Origin of the sequence: Actinomyces howellii, from assembly GCF_900637165.1 — a bacterium.
GTDB lineage: Bacteria > Actinomycetota > Actinomycetes > Actinomycetales > Actinomycetaceae > Actinomyces > Actinomyces howellii.
In genome coordinates this window covers 99414-114673 of the sequence record NZ_LR134350.1, presented here as the reverse complement: position 1 = coordinate 114673, position 15260 = coordinate 99414, and the positions used below count along the sequence as shown (strand labels likewise).

Annotated in this window: 13 protein-coding genes; 4 read left to right on the top strand and 9 right to left on the bottom strand. The window is 74.4% G+C overall.

The features are described from left to right. Nucleotides 1-96: 96 nt before the first annotated feature. Complete coding sequence (rsmD, locus tag EL245_RS00515) at nt 97-681, top strand: 16S rRNA (guanine(966)-N(2))-methyltransferase RsmD (RefSeq protein ID WP_126381127.1); 585 nt, start codon at nt 97-99, stop codon at nt 679-681. Between the two features lie 42 nt (nt 682-723). Here the strand turns inward: rsmD and EL245_RS00510 are convergent, their stop codons facing one another. Both EL245_RS00510 and EL245_RS00505 read right to left on the bottom strand, forming a co-directional pair. Then, nucleotides 724-3069 carry an ATP-dependent DNA helicase RecG gene (locus EL245_RS00510; protein ID WP_126381125.1) on the bottom strand — a complete coding sequence of 782 codons (2346 nt, stop codon included), beginning with the start codon at nt 3067-3069 and terminating at the stop codon, nt 724-726. Nucleotides 3070-3116: 47 nt separating this feature from the next. Further along, nucleotides 3117-4997, bottom strand: a complete 1881-nt coding sequence (locus EL245_RS00505; RefSeq protein WP_232009802.1) for a DAK2 domain-containing protein — start codon at nt 4995-4997, stop codon at nt 3117-3119. Between the two features lie 274 nt (nt 4998-5271). On the opposite strand from EL245_RS00505, the gene rpmB reads away from it, so the two are divergent. Next, nucleotides 5272-5463, top strand: a complete 192-nt coding sequence (rpmB, locus tag EL245_RS00500; protein ID WP_126381123.1) for a 50S ribosomal protein L28 — start codon at nt 5272-5274, stop codon at nt 5461-5463. A 181-nt stretch (nt 5464-5644) separates the two neighbouring features. On the opposite strand, the gene EL245_RS00495 is transcribed toward rpmB, so the two are convergent. Next, the gene (locus EL245_RS00495; RefSeq protein WP_126381121.1) at nt 5645-6694 is read right to left on the bottom strand and encodes a thiamine-phosphate kinase; all 1050 of its coding nucleotides are present in this window, start codon (nt 6692-6694) and stop codon (nt 5645-5647) included. Then, nucleotides 6681-7877: a D-alanine--D-alanine ligase family protein gene (locus tag EL245_RS00490; protein WP_126381119.1), complete on the bottom strand. Its 1197-nt coding sequence runs from the start codon at nt 7875-7877 to the stop codon at nt 6681-6683. Before EL245_RS00490 ends, EL245_RS00495 begins: the two co-directional genes overlap by 14 nt. Before the next feature lie 144 nt (nt 7878-8021). Here EL245_RS00490 and EL245_RS00485 point away from each other — a divergent pair, with 144 nt between their 5' ends. Then, nucleotides 8022-8747 carry an AMIN-like domain-containing (lipo)protein gene (locus EL245_RS00485; RefSeq protein ID WP_126381117.1) on the top strand — a complete coding sequence of 242 codons (726 nt, stop codon included), beginning with the start codon at nt 8022-8024 and terminating at the stop codon, nt 8745-8747. A 67-nt stretch (nt 8748-8814) separates the two neighbouring features. On the opposite strand, the gene EL245_RS00480 is transcribed toward EL245_RS00485, so the two are convergent. The 5 genes from EL245_RS00480 to leuC form a co-directional block, all read right to left on the bottom strand. Next, entirely contained in the window at nt 8815-9900 is a 1086-nt protein-coding gene (locus EL245_RS00480) for an NAD(P)H-dependent glycerol-3-phosphate dehydrogenase (RefSeq protein WP_126381115.1), read from the bottom strand. After that, entirely contained in the window at nt 9897-10661 is a 765-nt protein-coding gene (locus tag EL245_RS00475) for a lysophospholipid acyltransferase family protein (RefSeq protein WP_126383823.1), read from the bottom strand. The genes EL245_RS00480 and EL245_RS00475 overlap by 4 nt, the downstream gene beginning before the upstream one ends. Before the next feature lie 80 nt (nt 10662-10741). After that, nucleotides 10742-12064: a UDP-N-acetylglucosamine 1-carboxyvinyltransferase gene (gene murA, locus EL245_RS00470; protein ID WP_126381113.1), complete on the bottom strand. Its 1323-nt coding sequence runs from the start codon at nt 12062-12064 to the stop codon at nt 10742-10744. Nucleotides 12065-12239: 175 nt separating this feature from the next. Then, nucleotides 12240-12893, bottom strand: coding sequence for a 3-isopropylmalate dehydratase small subunit (leuD, locus tag EL245_RS00465; RefSeq protein ID WP_126381111.1), 654 nt, complete (start codon nt 12891-12893; stop codon nt 12240-12242). A gap of 23 nt (nt 12894-12916) precedes the next feature. Continuing rightward, a complete protein-coding gene (gene leuC, locus EL245_RS00460; protein WP_126381109.1) occupies nt 12917-14323 on the bottom strand; it encodes a 3-isopropylmalate dehydratase large subunit in 1407 nt (468 codons plus the stop codon). 171 nt (nt 14324-14494) lie between these two features. Here leuC and EL245_RS00455 point away from each other — a divergent pair, with 171 nt between their 5' ends. Beyond that, entirely contained in the window at nt 14495-15235 is a 741-nt protein-coding gene (locus tag EL245_RS00455; protein ID WP_126381107.1) for an IclR family transcriptional regulator, read from the top strand. Nucleotides 15236-15260 lie beyond the last annotated feature (25 nt).

Sequence of the window (15260 nt, the reverse complement as noted above, 5' to 3'; positions counted from 1 at the left end):
CGGTGTGCTGGCCCCAGCCTAGATGATCGGGTCCAGGGGCCGGGCCGCCGTGCGGGCTGCCGGGGCTGCCGTGCGGGCTGCCGTATGGTCGGGGACATGACGAGGATCGTGGCCGGCCGAGCCGGCGGGCGTCGGATCGCCGTCCCCCGCGCGGGGACGCGCCCCACCTCCGAGCGGGTGCGCGAGGCGCTGTTCTCGCGCCTCGCGCACGACGGCGTGCTCGACGGGGCCCGGGTGCTCGACCTGTGCGCCGGCTCGGGTGCGCTCGGGCTCGAGGCGGCCAGCCGCGGCGCCGCCGAGGTCGTCCTCGTCGACTCGGCGCGTCAGGCGACCCGGGTGTGCGAGAGCAACGCCCGGTCCCTGGCCCTCGACGGGGTGAGGACGGTGACGGCCAGGGCCGAGTCCTTCCTCGCAGGTGCGGCCGCCGCCCCGTGCGACCTGGTCCTGCTCGACCCGCCCTACGACCTCGGTGAGGCCGATCTGGCGGGACTGCTCCGTCTCCTGGCCCGTCGCCAGGACCCGTGGCTGGCCGACACCGGCGTCGTCGTCGTCGAGCGCTCGGCGCGCTCCCCGGAGCCGGAGTGGCCCGACGGCCTGGTCCGCGTCGCCACCCGACGCTACGGCGAGACCGCCCTGTGGTTCGCCGAGCCCGGTGACGGCGCGGTCGGCCCCCCGGACTGAGGGCCGCACGCCGGGCCCGGGACGGGGCGGTGCGGACGCGGCTCAGGACCTGTCCAGCCAGGCCCGGGACTCCTCGTCGAGCCTCTCGGCGATCGCCTCGGCCAGTGCCGGGTGCCGCTCGAGGGTCGGGTCGGCCTCGACGATCGCCTCGGCCTGGTCCCGCGCGCGGGCGATGAGGTCGGCGTCCCGAGTCACGCGCAGCAGGTCGAGGTCCGAGCGGCGTCCCGACTGGGCGGCGCCCAGCACGTTGCCCTCGCTGCGCAGCTCGAGGTCGGCCTCGGCCAGGGCGAAGCCGTCGGTGGTCGAGGCGAAGGCCTTGAGCCGGTGGAAGGCCGTCGAACCGACCTCAGCCCCCGTGACCGCGATGCACACCGACGGTGCCGTCCCGCGTCCCACGCGACCGCGCAGCTGGTGGAGCTGGGACAGGCCGAAGCGGTCGGCGTCGAGGACGACCATCATCGTGGCCTCAGGCACGTCGACCCCGACCTCGACCACCGTCGTGGCCACGAGCACCGGGGTGCGTCCCGAGGAGAACGCCTCCATGGCGGCGTCCTTCTCGGCCCGCGTCATCCTGCCGGTCAGCGTCCCCACCCCCGCCCCGGCCAGGGCGGGCTCGGCTCCCAGTCGCTCGGCCCAGTCGACGACGGCGGCCAGGGGACGCGACGGGCCCCCGGGGTTCTCAGGCGACGCGGGGGGCGCGGGCACCCCGGGGGCGACCTGCGTGCCGTCCTCGTCGGCAGTCCCGTCGGAGGCCCCGTCGGCGGCCTCGTCACTGGCCTCCTCGGTGGCATCGATGCGCGGGCACACGACGTAGACGCGCCCACCGGAGGCGATCTCCCGGGCGGCACGCCGCCAGACCCCCTCGACCCAGTGCGTCCTGGCCCAGGGCACGAGGTGGGTCTCCACGGGGCTGCGACCGGCGGGCATCCCGTCGAGCACGACGGTGTCGAGCTCGCCGAAGACGGTCATGGCGATGGTCCGCGGGATCGGCGTCGCGGTCATGACGAGCAGGTGGGGGGTGCTCCGCGCGCCGCTGACCGGGTCCGTGGCGCCCCCGCGCTCGCGCAGCGCGTCGCGCTGGGCGACGCCGAAGCGGTGCTGCTCGTCGACGACCACCATCCCCAGGAACGGGATCTGGACGGTGTCGGACAGCAGGGCGTGGGTGCCCACGACCAGGGCGGGCTCCCCGCCCGCGAGCGCGGCGAGCACGCCACGGCGCTCAGCCGACGGGGTCGAGCCGGTCAGGAGGTGGACCCGCGTGGCCCGCTCGGCGCCGATGAGGGTCCCCGCGTGAGCCAGGGGCCCGAGCAGGGCCTCGAGGGAGGCGTGGTGCTGCGCGGCCAGGACCTCGGTGGGTGCCAGCAGCGCCGCCTGCCCGCCGGCGCCGACGACCTGGAGCATGGCGCGCAGGGCCACGAGGGTCTTGCCGGAGCCGACGTCGCCCTGAAGAAGGCACTGCATCGGTGTGGTCGAGTCCAGGGCGGACTCGAGCTCGGCGCCGGCGCGGGTCTGTCCGGGTGTGAGCGCGTAGGGCAGCGAGGCGTCGAGGTCGGCACGCAGGGAGTCGGGGCCGGGCACGGGCCAGGCGGTGGCGGTGCGCGCGGCGCGGTGCTCGGCCCGGCGCTGGGCCAGTGCGGCGAGCAGGACGAGGGCCTCCTCGTGGCGCAGCCGCGCCCGTCCCGCGCGCCATTGGCCGGCGTCGGCCGGGTTGTGGACCCACTGGTAGGCGGTCAGGAGGTCGACGAGGCCCTCGGCGTCGCGCACCGCGGCGGGAAGGGGGTCGGGGACGCCGCCTGCGGTGAGCTGGTCGAGGACCGTGCGCACCGCCTTGGCCACCCTCCACGAGGGCAGGGCGTCGGTGGCAGGGTAGATCGGCACGGGCCGGGCCAGGAGGGCCTCGCGCTCAGCCTCGTCGAGGTCGTCGAGGACCTGGAAACGGGGTCCGGCCAGCTGCCTGCGGCCGTTGTGGCGCCCGACCCTGCCCGACAGCAGGACCGTCGTGCCGGGGGCGAGCTGCTCGGCGTGGTGGCGCATGAGGCCCGCGGTGCCGAACAGGACGATGTCCATCGTCGTCGTGCCGTCGGTGACGGTGGCCTCCATGAGGGCCGGCGGCCGGCCCGAGCGGGTGCGGCGGGACGCCGAGGTGAGCACCTGAGCCTGGACGGTCGCCTGCTCGCCGTCGAGGAGCGTGCGCAGGTCGGTCAGCTCGCCCCAGGTGTCGTAGCGCCTCGGCAGGAGGCGGATGAGGTCACCGGCGGTGACCACCCCCTGCTTGGCCAGCTGGGTGGCGGTCCGGGCGCCGAGCACCTTGTCGACAGGACGCTGGAGCAGCGGGACGGCACCGCGCGGCACTGCGCGGCGCTCGGGCGGTCCCGGGGCCGGGGGCATGGGTCGGATCCCTGTCACTCGTCGGTCACTCGTCGGTCACTCGTGGGTCACTCGATGGCCAGGAGGACCTCGGGGTCGGCCTGCCCCCCGGCGTGGACGACCACCTCGACACGGTCGGGGTCGGCCAGGACCTTCTCGCAGTAGGAGGACACCGCGGCGGTGGCCAGGGCACCGACGTCGGGCAGGGCGTCGCGCCCCAGGATGACGGTGACGAGCTCGTCGTCGGGTCGCAGAAGGCCCCCCAGGGTCCGGGCCACGGCCTCGGGCTCGGCGCTCGGTCCCTCCAGGGCCGTCGTGCGCACGGCCACCGCCGCCTGGCTCGCCCTGCGGGTCAGCCCGGCCAGCCCGGCGGTGCCCGCCTGGCCCGCCACCGCGACAGCAGCGGCCAGGACGCGGGCCTCGTCGTCGGTGTCGCACACGATGAGCTGGACGGGGTCCCCCGCCTCCGGGGTCGTCTCGACCCCCGAGGCGCCGCGCACGGTGGAGGCGGCCGAGCGGGCCGCCAGGAAGCGGGCCGCCTCGTGGGCGCTGGCGGCGCAGGCCGGGTCACAGGGAAGGACGACGACCCGTGGCAGGCCCAGGTCGCCGGTGGCGCGCACGATGCCGTCTCGCTCAGGGTCCAGCACGACGACGGCCCCGGTGCGGGCGAGCTGCTCGACGAGCCCCGGGGCGCGGGTGCAGGCCACGACCCCCACGCGCCCGGCGCCTCCCCGGGCCCCCGGGTCGTGGGTCCCGGTGTACTGGGAGGGGTGGAGCCGCACGGACTCGTCGCGCTGGGCGGCCTCCCGCCTGGCGCGGCGGGCGGCGAGCCGCTCGAAGGACACGACGTGGCCGTCGCCGTCCGCCTGCGCCACGGGCAGGGGCACGGGCTCCCAGGGGGCGGTCAGCGCGAGCACGGTGGGGTGGAGGTGGTGGACGCAGACCTGGCGGGCCCGCCCCTGGCGGGGCAGGGCGGCACGAGGGGTGTCGGTGTGGACGTGCACCTGGTAGAGGCCGACCCCCAGGGCGTCAGGGGTCCCCACGACCCCCACGGAGTCGCCGATGCGCTCCAGGGCGGTGCGCAGCGCGGCGGCCTGGGCGGCGGTGGCCTCCAGGAGGTACATGACCTCGAACTCCCCGGTCGAGGCCGTGCTCGCCGAGGCCGCCTGGGCCCCGAGCCCACCGGGTCCGTGCGCCGCGGAGTCCACGAGGTCGGTGAGCATCTGCCAGGCGACGTCGGTGTAGGGGTGCTCCCCGCCCGCTCCGGCGGCGTTGATCGTGTCGGACAGGCCGGTGAGCATGAGCATGAGGGCCGCTCCTCCTGCGTCGACCGGCCCGTGCCCCAGGCCCGCTGTCTCCACGACGCTCTCCTGGGCCCCGAAGGCCGCGGCGGCGGCGATGAGGGCCGCGGTCGGCGGCCCGGAGGGACCGGAGCCCCCCGGGGCCCCGGCCTCCTCCAGGGCACCGCGGGCGGCGGAGGCGGCGTCCTTGGCGACGGTGAGCAACGTCCCAGTCACCGGGCGGGAGACGGCCTGCCAGGTCGTGGCGGCGATGCGCTCGTAGGCGTGGACGAGGCCCACGGGCGCCAGGCGCGTGGGGTCGGAGGACTCGGCGCACACGTCGGCCAGGGCCGCCAGCGCCTGGGAGACGAGCAGCCCGGAGTTTCCTCGCGCGCCGCGCACCGCCCCGTCGGAGGCGGCGCGCGAGGTCTGCACGAGGTCGGCCGAGCCCGGCAGGCGCTCCATCGCCTCGCAGGCGGAGGCCAGGGTGAGCAGGACGTTGGTCCCCGTGTCGGAGTCGGGCACGGGGAAGACGTTGAGGGAGTCGACCAGGGCACGGCTGGACTGCGCCACCCGGCGGGCCTGCTCCAGCCACGCCCGCAGCACGCCAGCCGTCACCTCGCCCGCGGGGCGCACGGCCCCGGCGGACCGATCCTGGCTGTCCGACACCTGCGCCCTCCTGTGCCTCCATGGGGACGTGGGCCGTCGTGGCCCGACGGCCCGAACCCGTGCACCTCTAGGCTACCGGCCGCGCACGGGGCCCGCCGCCCGGGGCCACGGCACCGAGGGCGACGTGTGCCTCACCCCACTCCCGGGACGGTTTGGGCACGGGCACGCTGTCAGATACAGTAGCGGGGTTGTCCGGGGTCGGTCCCCGGAGGGAAGACACTGCGCCGGGCCCCCGGGCTCGAGCGCCTCAACGACAAGATTCAGGAGTGAGACCGTGGCTGCTGTGTGCGACGTCTGCGGCAAGGGCCCCATCCTCGGCAAGAGCGTCTCGCACTCCCACGTGCGGACCAACCGCCGGTGGAACCCGAACATCCAGCGTGTGCGTGCTCTCGTCAACGGCGCCCCCAAGCGCCTCAACGTGTGCACCTCCTGCCTCAAGGCCGGCAAGGTCACGCGCAACATCTGACAGGCCCCCTGCGGGCCGGCCCGGGCCGCCACTCCCGACACGACGGGAGCGGCGGCCCGTCGTGTGCACCCAGCGGGCCCTGCCCTGCGGCGCCCCGTCAACCACGATCCCGGCCTCCACGAGCCCGTCGGGGACGGAACCGCTGTCACGCTCCCCGGATCGTGACAGAGGGCCGGCCGGCTCACGCGGCGAAGTGGTCCCAGCCCGTGTGACCCGGCAGCACGCCCTCGACGGTGACCCGGGGCCCGTGAGGTCCCGCGGGCAGGACCCGGCCGATGACTCGGCAGCCCGGAGGCAGCTGGTCGCGGGCGCCGGGGGGCACGGCGGCGAGCATCCCGTGGTCCTCCCCGCCGGTGAGCACCCAGTGACGTGCCAGGGCGCGCGGGTCCTGGGCGCCCAGGAGCCGCGCGGCAGGCTCAAGGGCCGCCAGGTCGACGGCGGTCGCCGAGGCCGGGTCGGTCGGCTCGGCCAGGTCGATGGCCACTGCGGAGGAGGCGGCGATGCGCCCGGCGTCGCGGAGCAGGGAGTCCGAGACGTCCATCATGGCTGTGGCCCCCGCCTCGGCCAGGGCGGGCCCGGCCTCCAGGGGCGGCTGAGGGGCGAGGAAGACCTCGACGGCCCGCCTGACCTCATCCGGAAGGGGACCCCGGGGAGTGACGGCGCCCGCGTCGAGCAGTGCCAGGCCCGCCGCGGACAGGCCCAGGGTGCCGGCGTGGACGAGCAGGTCGCCCGGCCGGGCCCCCGAGCGCAGGACGGGTGCCCTGCCCTCGAGGTCGCCGTGGGCGGTGACGGCGATGACCAGGTGGTCCCCGCCGCTCAGGTCCCCGCCCACGACCCCGGCGCCGACCGGCTCGCAGGCGGCGGCCAGGCCGGAGGCGAGGTCGGTGACCCATGACAGGGCGGTGGTGGGCGGGACGACGAGCGCGACGACCAGGGCCACCGGGCGGGCGCCCATGGCTGCGACGTCCGCCAGGTTCTGCGCCGCCGCCCGCCGCCCGACATCGTGACCGGTCGACCAGGCGGTGCGGAAGTGGCGGTCCTCGACGAGCACGTCGGTGGTCACGCAGTAGCGGCCGTCGGGGGCCCTCAGGACGGCGCAGTCATCACCGGTTCCCACGAGCGCGGCTCGGCTCGAGGGCAGGAGCCCCGCCAGCGCGGCCAGGACCCCGTCCTCCCCGGCTGTCCCCACGGGCTGGCCGGCCGTCCGCGCCGTGTGCTCAGCGGTTGACATCCGTGGGGCGCGCCAGGGCGAGCTCGATGAGCTCGGCCACGAGCTCGCCGTACTCGATGCCGGAGACCTGCCACATGTAGGGGTACATCGAGTAGGGGGTGAAGCCCGGCATCGTGTTGACCTCGTTGACCACGGCCCGGCCGTCGTCGGTCAGGAAGAAGTCGACCCTGGCCAGCCCCTCGCAGCCCAGGGCGGTGAAGGCTGCGGCGGCGGTCGACATGAGCAGCTCACGGGTGGCGTCAGGCATCGGGGCGGGGCACACCATCTGGACGGCGTCGTGCGCGAGGTACTTCGTCTCGTAGTCGTAGAACTCCCCCGCACCCTGGTCGGCGTCCATGACGATCTCGCCGGGCAGGGCGACCCGGGGCGCCTGGTCGCCTCGGCCGCCCAGGACGGCCACCTCGATCTCCCTGCCCACGATCCCGGACTCGACGAGCACCTTGGGGTCGACGGCGCGGGCCGTCTCGATGGCCGCCTCCAGGTCCCCGTGGCTCGTCACGCGGGTGATCCCCAGGGAGGACCCGGCGCGTGCGGGCTTGACGAACAGCGGCGGACGCAGGGACGCGCACCGGGCGAGGACCGAGGCGCGCTCCCTCATCCAGCGGTGCGGCTCGACCAGGACGTGCTCGGCGGTGGCGATGCCCGCGGCGCCCAGGAGGACCTTGGTGACCTGCTTGTCCATGCAGGCTGCGCTGGCCAGCACCCCGCAGCCGACATAGGGGGTGCCCAGCATCTCGAGCATCCCCTGGATGGTCCCGTCCTCGCCGTAGGGGCCGTGGAGCAGAGGAAGGACGACGTCGACCCGGCCCAGGGCGGTGCTGCCCCCTGCGGTGGTCACGACGAGGTCGCCGCCGCCCAGGGGCGCCGACACCTCCCCCCTGCCCAGGCCGTCGGCCGTGACCACCACCGGCGGACGGGCGTCGTCGAGCTCGAGGGCGGCCGGGTCGTCATCGACCAGGACCCACCGGCCGTCGGGCGTGATGCCGATGGGGACGACCTCGTAGCGGTCCCGGTCGATGGAGCGCAGCACCCCTGCCGCGGTGGCGCAGGAGATCGTGTGCTCCCCGCTGCGCCCTCCGAAGACGACCGCGACGCGGGTGCGTCGGGGCGCCTCGTCTCCCGGCTGGGCTGCTGGCGGGGTGCTCGGCGGCTGCGACGCGCCGGTGGCCTGGATGTCTGTCATGGCGGCAACGCTACCGCGCCGTGGTTACCCTGGGCACGTCACGTGGTCCCCACCGTGCCCCGCAGGGCAGTGCACGGCCCTGCACGGCCCTGCCGCGCCTGACCTTTCCCGCCCTTGCCCGCCCCAACCGCTCCAGGAGGCGTCATGTCCGTCCAGCCCCGCCCCCGTGGGGGCACTCGCTCCCGCCGGTCCGTGCTCCACGCCGCACGAGCCGCCTGCGTCCTGGCCGTGGCGCTGCCGGTCGCCGCCTGCTCCGGCAGGTCCTCCTCCTCGGCGCCCTCGACCTCCTCGGGCTCGGGGAGGACACCGACGGCGTCGGGGTCCTCGGCACGAGCGAGCGGGCCCGCGACCCCCGGGGCGAGCCCGACGGCCTCCTCGACGCCGAACCCGCTGACCCGTCAGGAGGCGACGGCCCAGGCCACCGACGGGGCGGGCTCGGGCTGGACCTCGACGGCCTCGGAGCAGGCCTCCCAGGGCGACTGTGGCATCGAGGTGGACGTGCGCACCGGCGTCCACGAGGGCTACGACCGGGTCGTGGTCGAGATGAGCGGGCAGGGCACCCCGGGCTGGTGGGCCGACTGGGTGACCGACGCCGCCACCCAGGGCAGAGGGGACCCGATCACGGTCTCGGGCGAGCACATGCTCAGGGTCCTGGGCCGGGGCACCTCCTACCCCTCCGAGGGGTCCGCGAGCGCCCAGTACACCGGCTCCAGCCCGATCGTGGTCGGCGGCAGAGGCGTGACCGAGGTGTGGTTCGACGGGACCTTCGAGTCCCAGTTCCAGCTCGTCATCGGCACCCACTCCCAGTCCTACCGGGTCTTCACCCTGTCCGAGCCCACGCGCCTCGTCGTCGACGTCGCCCACCCGTGAGGCGGCGGGCCGCGACCGGGAGCCGGCGGGTCCGGCAGGTCGGCGCTCCACCGGCTCGACCGGCGTGTCAGCCCGTCACGGGCCCCCACGGCGGGGCGCCGCCGGTGCCGCCCGGCCCCCGGGACCCGTCCAGGGGCTGGGCGTGGACGCCCTCGGCCTTGCGAGGGCGGGCGAGCAGGGCGTCGTTGATCTGCGTGACGGTGGCAGCCCCCTCGACGACGGCGACGATGCCCGCGGTGATGGGCATCTCGACCCCGTGGGCGGTGGCGAGGTCGAGCACGGCGCGGGCCGACCTGGCGCCCTCGGCCACCCCCCGGGAGGCCGCCGCCGCCTCCTCGACGCTCATGCCCTCTCCCAGGCGCCTGCCGAAGGTCTGGTTGCGTGACAGGGGGCTCGAGCAGGTGGCCACGAGGTCTCCCATGCCGGCCAGGCCCGCGAAGGTCTCCGGGCGGGCACCCAGGGCCAGGCCGAGTCGGGTGATCTCGACCAGGCCGCGGGTGATGATCGTGGCCTTGGAGTTGTCGCCGAAGCCGCAGCCCGCAGCGGCGCCCACGGCCAGGGCGATGACGTTCTTGACGGCGCCGCTCAGCTCGACACCCAGGACGTCGGTGTTCGTGTAGGGGCGGAACGCGGGCGTGGCGCACAGGGCAGCGACCCGTGCCGCCACCTGCTCGTCCCGCGCGGCCACGACGGTGGCGGTGGGCTGCCGCGCGGCGATCTCGTCAGCCAGGTTGGGGCCCGAGACGACGGCGACCCTGCGGGCGGGGACCTCGAGGACCTCGGCCAGGACCTCGCTCATGCGCAGGCCGGTGCCCGTCTCGACGCCCTTCATGAGGGACACCGCCAGGGCGTCCTGGGCCAGCGCCCCGCGCAGGGGGCCCAGGACCTGTCGGGCGCTCTGGGAGGGCACCGCCACGACGACGAGGCCCGCGCCCTCGACGGCCCGGCGGATGTCGGTGGTGGCGCTGACCTCGGGGTGCAGGCGGCAGCCGGGCACGTAGCGCTCGTTGGTGCCGGCGTTGATCTCCGAGGCGATCTCGGAGCGCCTGGCCCACACGACGGTGGGGGTTCCCGCCTCGGCCAGGAGGCAGGCGAAGGTCGTGCCCCAGGCTCCTGAGCCGATGACCGCGGCCCGCCCGACCCCGGCGCTCACGCCGTGCCCCCGTCCTGGGCACCGGGGGCTGGGTCCGGGCGGCGCACGCCCCGCTTGCCCTTGCCGGGGTCGCCGTCGTACCTCATGTCGTAGGGGCGGGGGGCCTTGAGCCCCCGCAGCTGCTCGACGAGAGCGGTGATGGCGCGCATGATCTCGGCCGTGGCCTCACGCACCGCGTCCCGGTCGGTCGTGTCGGACCCGAAGCGCGACAGGTCGAGGGGCTCACCGATGACGACCCGCACGTCCTTGCGCGGGAAGGGGTGGAAGCCGCCCCCGAAGGAGTCGATGATGTCCTGGGCGCCCCACTGGCCCATGGGCAGCACAGGCACACCGGTGGCCATGGCCAGCCGCGCGGCCCCGGTCTTGCCCGTCATGGGCCACTGGAGGGGGTCACGCGACAGGGTCCCCTCGGGGAAGACCATGACGACGTCCCCAGCGCGCAGCCGCCGCTCGGCCTCGACCAGGGCGTTGCCCGCCTGGGCGGTGTCCCGGTAGACGGGGATCTGGCCCCCCGCCTTGAAGACCCTCCCCAGGAGGGGGATCTCGAAGAGCGAGGACTTGGCCAGGGAGTAGGCCGGGACGTCGACGTCGACCAGGGCGCGCATGGCGGTCAGGGAGTCGAGGTCGGACAGGTGGTTGGCCACCGCGACGAAACCGCCGGACGGCGGGATGTTCTCGGTCCCTGTCACGTGCTGGCGGGAGACGGCCTTGAGGAAGGGGATGATCGCCCCGCGGGATGCGAAGCGGTAGAAGGGGGTCATCGGTCGCGTCGTGGGCACGACCCGAAGACTACCGGGTCCGGCGCGCCACGGCCCCGGCGGAGGGCTGCGCGCAGCGGGACTCAGGCCAGGCGGGTGACCGCGGCGTCGAGGGAGGTGAGCTTGCTCATGAAGTGCTCATAGCCCCGGTCGATGAGGTTGATGCCCTCCACGCGGCTCGTGCCCTCGGCGGCCAGGGCCGCGATGAGGTGGGAGAAGCCGCCGCGCAGGTCGGGGACGACGATGTCGGCGCCGCGCAACGGCGTCGGCCCGGAGACGACCGCCGAGTGGTAGAAGTTGCGCTGGCCGAAGCGGCAGGCGGTGCCCCCCAGGCACTCCCGGTAGACCTGGATCGTCGCCCCCATCTGACGCAGGGCCTTGGTGAAGCCGAAGCGGTTCTCGTAGACGGTCTCGTGGACGATCGACAGGCCCTCGGCCTGGGTGAGGGCCACGACGAGGGGCTGCTGCCAGTCGGTCATGAAGCCGGGGTGGACGTTGGTCTCCACGACGATGGAGCGCAGGTCGCCGCCGGGGTGGTAGAAGCGGATCCCGTCGTCACGCACGTCGAAGGCGCCGCCGACCTTGCGGAAGGTGTTGAGGAAGGTCGTCATGTCGCTCTGGTGGGCCCCGCGCACGAAGAGGTCGCCGCGGGTGGCCAGCGCCGCCGAGGCCCATGAGGCGGTCTCGATGCGGTCGGGCAGCGCCGAGTGGTTGTAGCCGACGAGCTCGTCGACGCCCTCGACGTGGATCGTGCGGTCGGTGTCCACCGAGATGATCGCGCCCATCTTCTGCAGGACGTCGACCAGGTCCATGATCTCGGGCTCGACGGCCGCGCCCCGCAGCTCGGTCAGCCCCTCGGAGCGCACGGCGGTCAGCAGGGTCTGCTCGGTGGCCCCGACGCTCGGGTAGGGCAGCTCGATGACCGTCCCGTGCAGCCCGTCGGGTGCGGTCAGGGCGATGCCCTGGGCCTGCTTGTCGACCACCGCGCCGAACTGGCGCAGGATCTCGAGGTGGAAGTCGATGGGCCGGTCCCCGATGCGGCAGCCTCCCAGGTCGGGGATGAAGGCCTCACCCAGGCGGTGCAGGAGGGGGCCGCAGAAGAGGATCGGGATGCGCGAGCTGCCGGCGTGGGCGTCGATGTCGGCCACGTGGGCGGACTCCACGCTCGAGGGGTCGAGCTTGAGGACGCCCTCGGTCTGGTCGTAGTCGATGGTCACCCCGTGCAGGGACAGCAGACCGGAGACGACGTCGACGTCGCGGATGAGGGGGACGTTGCGCAGCACCGAGGGAGTCGTGCCCAGCAGCGCCGCGACCATGGCCTTAGAGACCAGGTTCTTGGCCCCGCGCACCGTGATCTCGCCGGTGAGGGGGCGTCCGCCCTCGACCTGGAGCAGACCGTCGACCATGGGTACCTCCGCGAAGTGTGTTCCGGTGCGGGACGCGCCCGCCGCTCCGCACGGCATGAGGGTGCAGAGTCGTCCCAGCATAGGCGTTCGCCGTGGGACACCCCTTCTCACGAGGGTGGCCCACGGCGAACGGTCAGGTGTTCTGCCTCACCCCGGCCCTGGTGTGAGGGCGGGCTCAGGCGCGCGGCATGTCGGCGGCCCGGGCCGGGACCACCTGGGCGGCGGGCTCGTGGAGGGCGGGCAGGGTGCGCGGCTTGAAGGCGGGCCTGGAGGCCTCGTACGCGGCGATCTCCTCCTCGTGGGTCAGGGTCAGGGAGATGTCGTCCAAGCCCTCCATGAGGGTCCAGCGCAGGTAGTCGTCGATGGCGAAGGTGGTGCGCAGGCCCCCTGCCTCGACCGTGCGGTTCTCCAGGTCGACGGTCACCTCGGTGCCCGGGTCGGACTCCAGGATCTTCCACAGCTGCTCGGTGTCCTCCTGGGTCAGGACCCCGGCGACGAGTCCTTGCTTGCCCGCGTTGCCGCGGAAGATGTCGGCGAAGCGCGGGGCCAGGACCACCTTGAAGCCGTAGTCCTTGAGCGCCCACACGGCGTGCTCGCGCGAGGAGCCGGTCCCGAAGTCGGGGCCCGCCACGAGGACCGAGGCCCGGGCGTAGGCCTCCTGGTTGAGGATGAAGTCGGGCTCCCCTGCCCGCCAGGAGGCGAACAGCGCGTCCTCGAAGCCGGTGCGGGTGATGCGCTTGAGGTAGACCGCGGGGATGATCTGGTCGGTGTCCACGGCGCTGCGGCGCAGGGGGGCGCCGATGCCGGTGTGGCGGATGAACTTGTCCATGGTGGAGGTCTCCTTGCTCCGGCTCAGGCGCCCAGGTCGGCGGGGGTGGACAGCGTGCCGCGAACGGCGGTGGCGGCGGCGACGACCGGGGACACGAGGTGGGTGCGCCCGCCCTTGCCCTGACGCCCCTCGAAGTTGCGGTTGGAGGTCGAGGCGGCGCGCTCCCCCGGGGCGAGCTTGTCGGGGTTCATCGCCAGGCACATCGAGCAGCCGGCGTTGCGCCACTCGGCACCGAAGTCCGTGAAGACCTGGTCGAGGCCCTCGGCCTCGGCCTGGATGCGGATGCGCGCCGAGGCGGGCACGACGAGCATGCGCACCCCCGGGGCCTTCCTGCGCCCTCGCAGGACCTCGGCCGCGGCGCGCAGGTCCTCGATGCGGCCGTTGGTGCAGCTGCCCAGGAAGACGGCGTCGACCCGGATGTCGCGCAGCGGCGTGCCGGGAGTCAGGTCCATGTACTCGATGGCCCGCTCGGCCGCGCGACGCTCGGTGGCGTCGGCGATCTCCTCGGGAACCGGCACGCTCGCCGAGATCGGCAGGCCCTGGCCGGGGTTGGTCCCCCAGGTGACGTAGGGCTCGATGTCGGCCGCCGCCAGGACGACCTCGGTGTCGAAGACCGCGTCGTCGTCGGTGCGCAGGGAGCTCCAGTAGGCGACCGCCTCGTCCCAGTCCTCGGCCACCGGGGCGTGGGGACGCCCGGCAAGGTAGTCGAAGGTGGTCTGGTCGGGGGCGATCATGCCGGCCCGTGCGCCGGCCTCGATGCTCATGTTGCAGATCGTCATGCGCGCCTCCATCGAGAGCTGCTCGATGGCCCGGCCGCGGTACTCGATGACGTGGCCCTGGGCGCCGTTGGTGCCGATCTTGGCGATGATCGCCAGGATGATGTCCTTGGCACCGCTTCCCTCGGGCAGCTCGCCGTCGATGCGCACGCTCATCGTCTTGAACGGCGCGATGGGCAGGGTCTGGGTGGCCAGGACGTGCTCGACCTGGCTCGTGCCGATGCCGAAGGCCAGCGCGCCGAAGGCGCCGTGGGTCGAGGTGTGGGAGTCCCCGCACACGACCGTCATGCCCGGCTGGGTCAGGCCGAGCTGGGGGCCGACGGCGTGGACGATACCCTGGTCGGCGTCGCCCAGGGAGTGCAGACGCACCCCGAACTCGGCGCAGTTGGCCCGCAGGGTGTCGATCTGGGTGCGGCTGGTCAGGTCGGCGATCGGCAGGTCGATGTCGAGGGTCGGGGTGTTGTGGTCCTCGGTGGCCAGCGTCAGGTCGGGGCGGCGGACGCGGCGACCCGCCAGGCGCAGGCCCTCGAAGGCCTGGGGGCTCGTCACCTCGTGGACGAGGTGGAGGTCGATGTAGAGCAGGTCGGGGGCCCCGTCGGCACCCTGGGCGACGACGTGGTCGCGCCACACCTTCTGCGCGAGGGTCATTCCCATCGCTGCGCTTCCTTTCCTGGGACGGCCTGTGCCCGGAGCCCGGCACCATGGGCTCCTCGGAGGCCACGGGCACGACTCCGGCCGCGGTGTCGACGTGAAAGTGCCGACACTGCGCCAGCAATAGACCCAAAGTACTTGAGATCTCAGCCCGTGGGATGGCAGTATCAGATTATGGACGCCTTGAGTGACGCGGAGAGCAGCAGCGGGGTCGGAGTGATCGACAAGGCCGCGCTGGTCATGAGCGCGCTCGAGGCGGGCCCGGCGACCCTCGCGCAGCTGGTGGCCACGACCCACCTCGCACGGCCCACCGCACACCGGATCGCGGTGGCCCTGGAGTACCACAGGCTCGTGTCCCGCGACTCCCAGGGCCGCTTCGTCCTGGGGCCCCGGCTCAACGAGCTCGCCTCGGCAGCGGGCGAGGACCACCTCCTGGCGGCGGCCGGCCCGGTCCTGGCGGCGCTGCGCGACAAAACCCACGAGTCGGCCCAGCTCTACCGCCGTCAGGGCGACGTGCGTATCTGCGTGGCCAACGCCGAGAGGCCGATCGGCCTGCGCGACTCCATCCCGGTGGGCGCGACGATGTCGATGCAGGGAGGGTCCGGCGCCCAGGTGCTCCTGGCCTGGGAGGAGCCCGACCGCCTCCACCGGGGCCTTGTGGGCGCCCGCTTCAACGCCACGATGCTCTCGGCGGTCCGACGTCGGGGCTGGGCCCAGTCCGTCGGAGAGCGGGAGCCGGGAGTGGCCAGCGTCTCGGCGCCCGTCCGGGGCACCGGGGGCAAGGTGGTGGCCGCGGTGTCCATCTCGGGCCCGATCGAGCGGATGGGGCGGCAGCCGGGCCGGGTCCACGGCGCCGTCGTCATGGCCGCCGCACGCAGGCTCTCGGAAGTGCTGCGCTCCTCCGACGAGGCCTGAGACCGCTCGTTCGCGCCGGGTCGGC

Bases quoted from the DNA above. Each gene is read 5' to 3' on its own strand.
- EL245_RS00475 (WP_126383823.1), bottom strand. From the start codon at position 10,661: ATGACCCCCTTCTACCGCTTCGCATCCCGCGGGGCGATCATCCCCTTC.
- EL245_RS00485 (WP_126381117.1), top strand. From the start codon at position 8,022: ATGTCCGTCCAGCCCCGCCCCCGTGGGGGCACTCGCTCCCGCCGGTCC.
- leuC (WP_126381109.1), bottom strand. From the start codon at position 14,323: ATGGGAATGACCCTCGCGCAGAAGGTGTGGCGCGACCACGTCGTCGCC.
- EL245_RS00510 (WP_126381125.1), bottom strand. From the start codon at position 3,069: ATGCCCCCGGCCCCGGGACCGCCCGAGCGCCGCGCAGTGCCGCGCGGT.
- EL245_RS00490 (WP_126381119.1), bottom strand. From the start codon at position 7,877: ATGACAGACATCCAGGCCACCGGCGCGTCGCAGCCGCCGAGCACCCCG.
- leuD (WP_126381111.1), bottom strand. From the start codon at position 12,893: ATGGACAAGTTCATCCGCCACACCGGCATCGGCGCCCCCCTGCGCCGC.
- rsmD (WP_126381127.1), top strand. From the start codon at position 97: ATGACGAGGATCGTGGCCGGCCGAGCCGGCGGGCGTCGGATCGCCGTC.
- murA (WP_126381113.1), bottom strand. From the start codon at position 12,064: ATGGTCGACGGTCTGCTCCAGGTCGAGGGCGGACGCCCCCTCACCGGC.
- EL245_RS00495 (WP_126381121.1), bottom strand. From the start codon at position 6,694: ATGTCAACCGCTGAGCACACGGCGCGGACGGCCGGCCAGCCCGTGGGG.
- EL245_RS00455 (WP_126381107.1), top strand. From the start codon at position 14,495: ATGGACGCCTTGAGTGACGCGGAGAGCAGCAGCGGGGTCGGAGTGATC.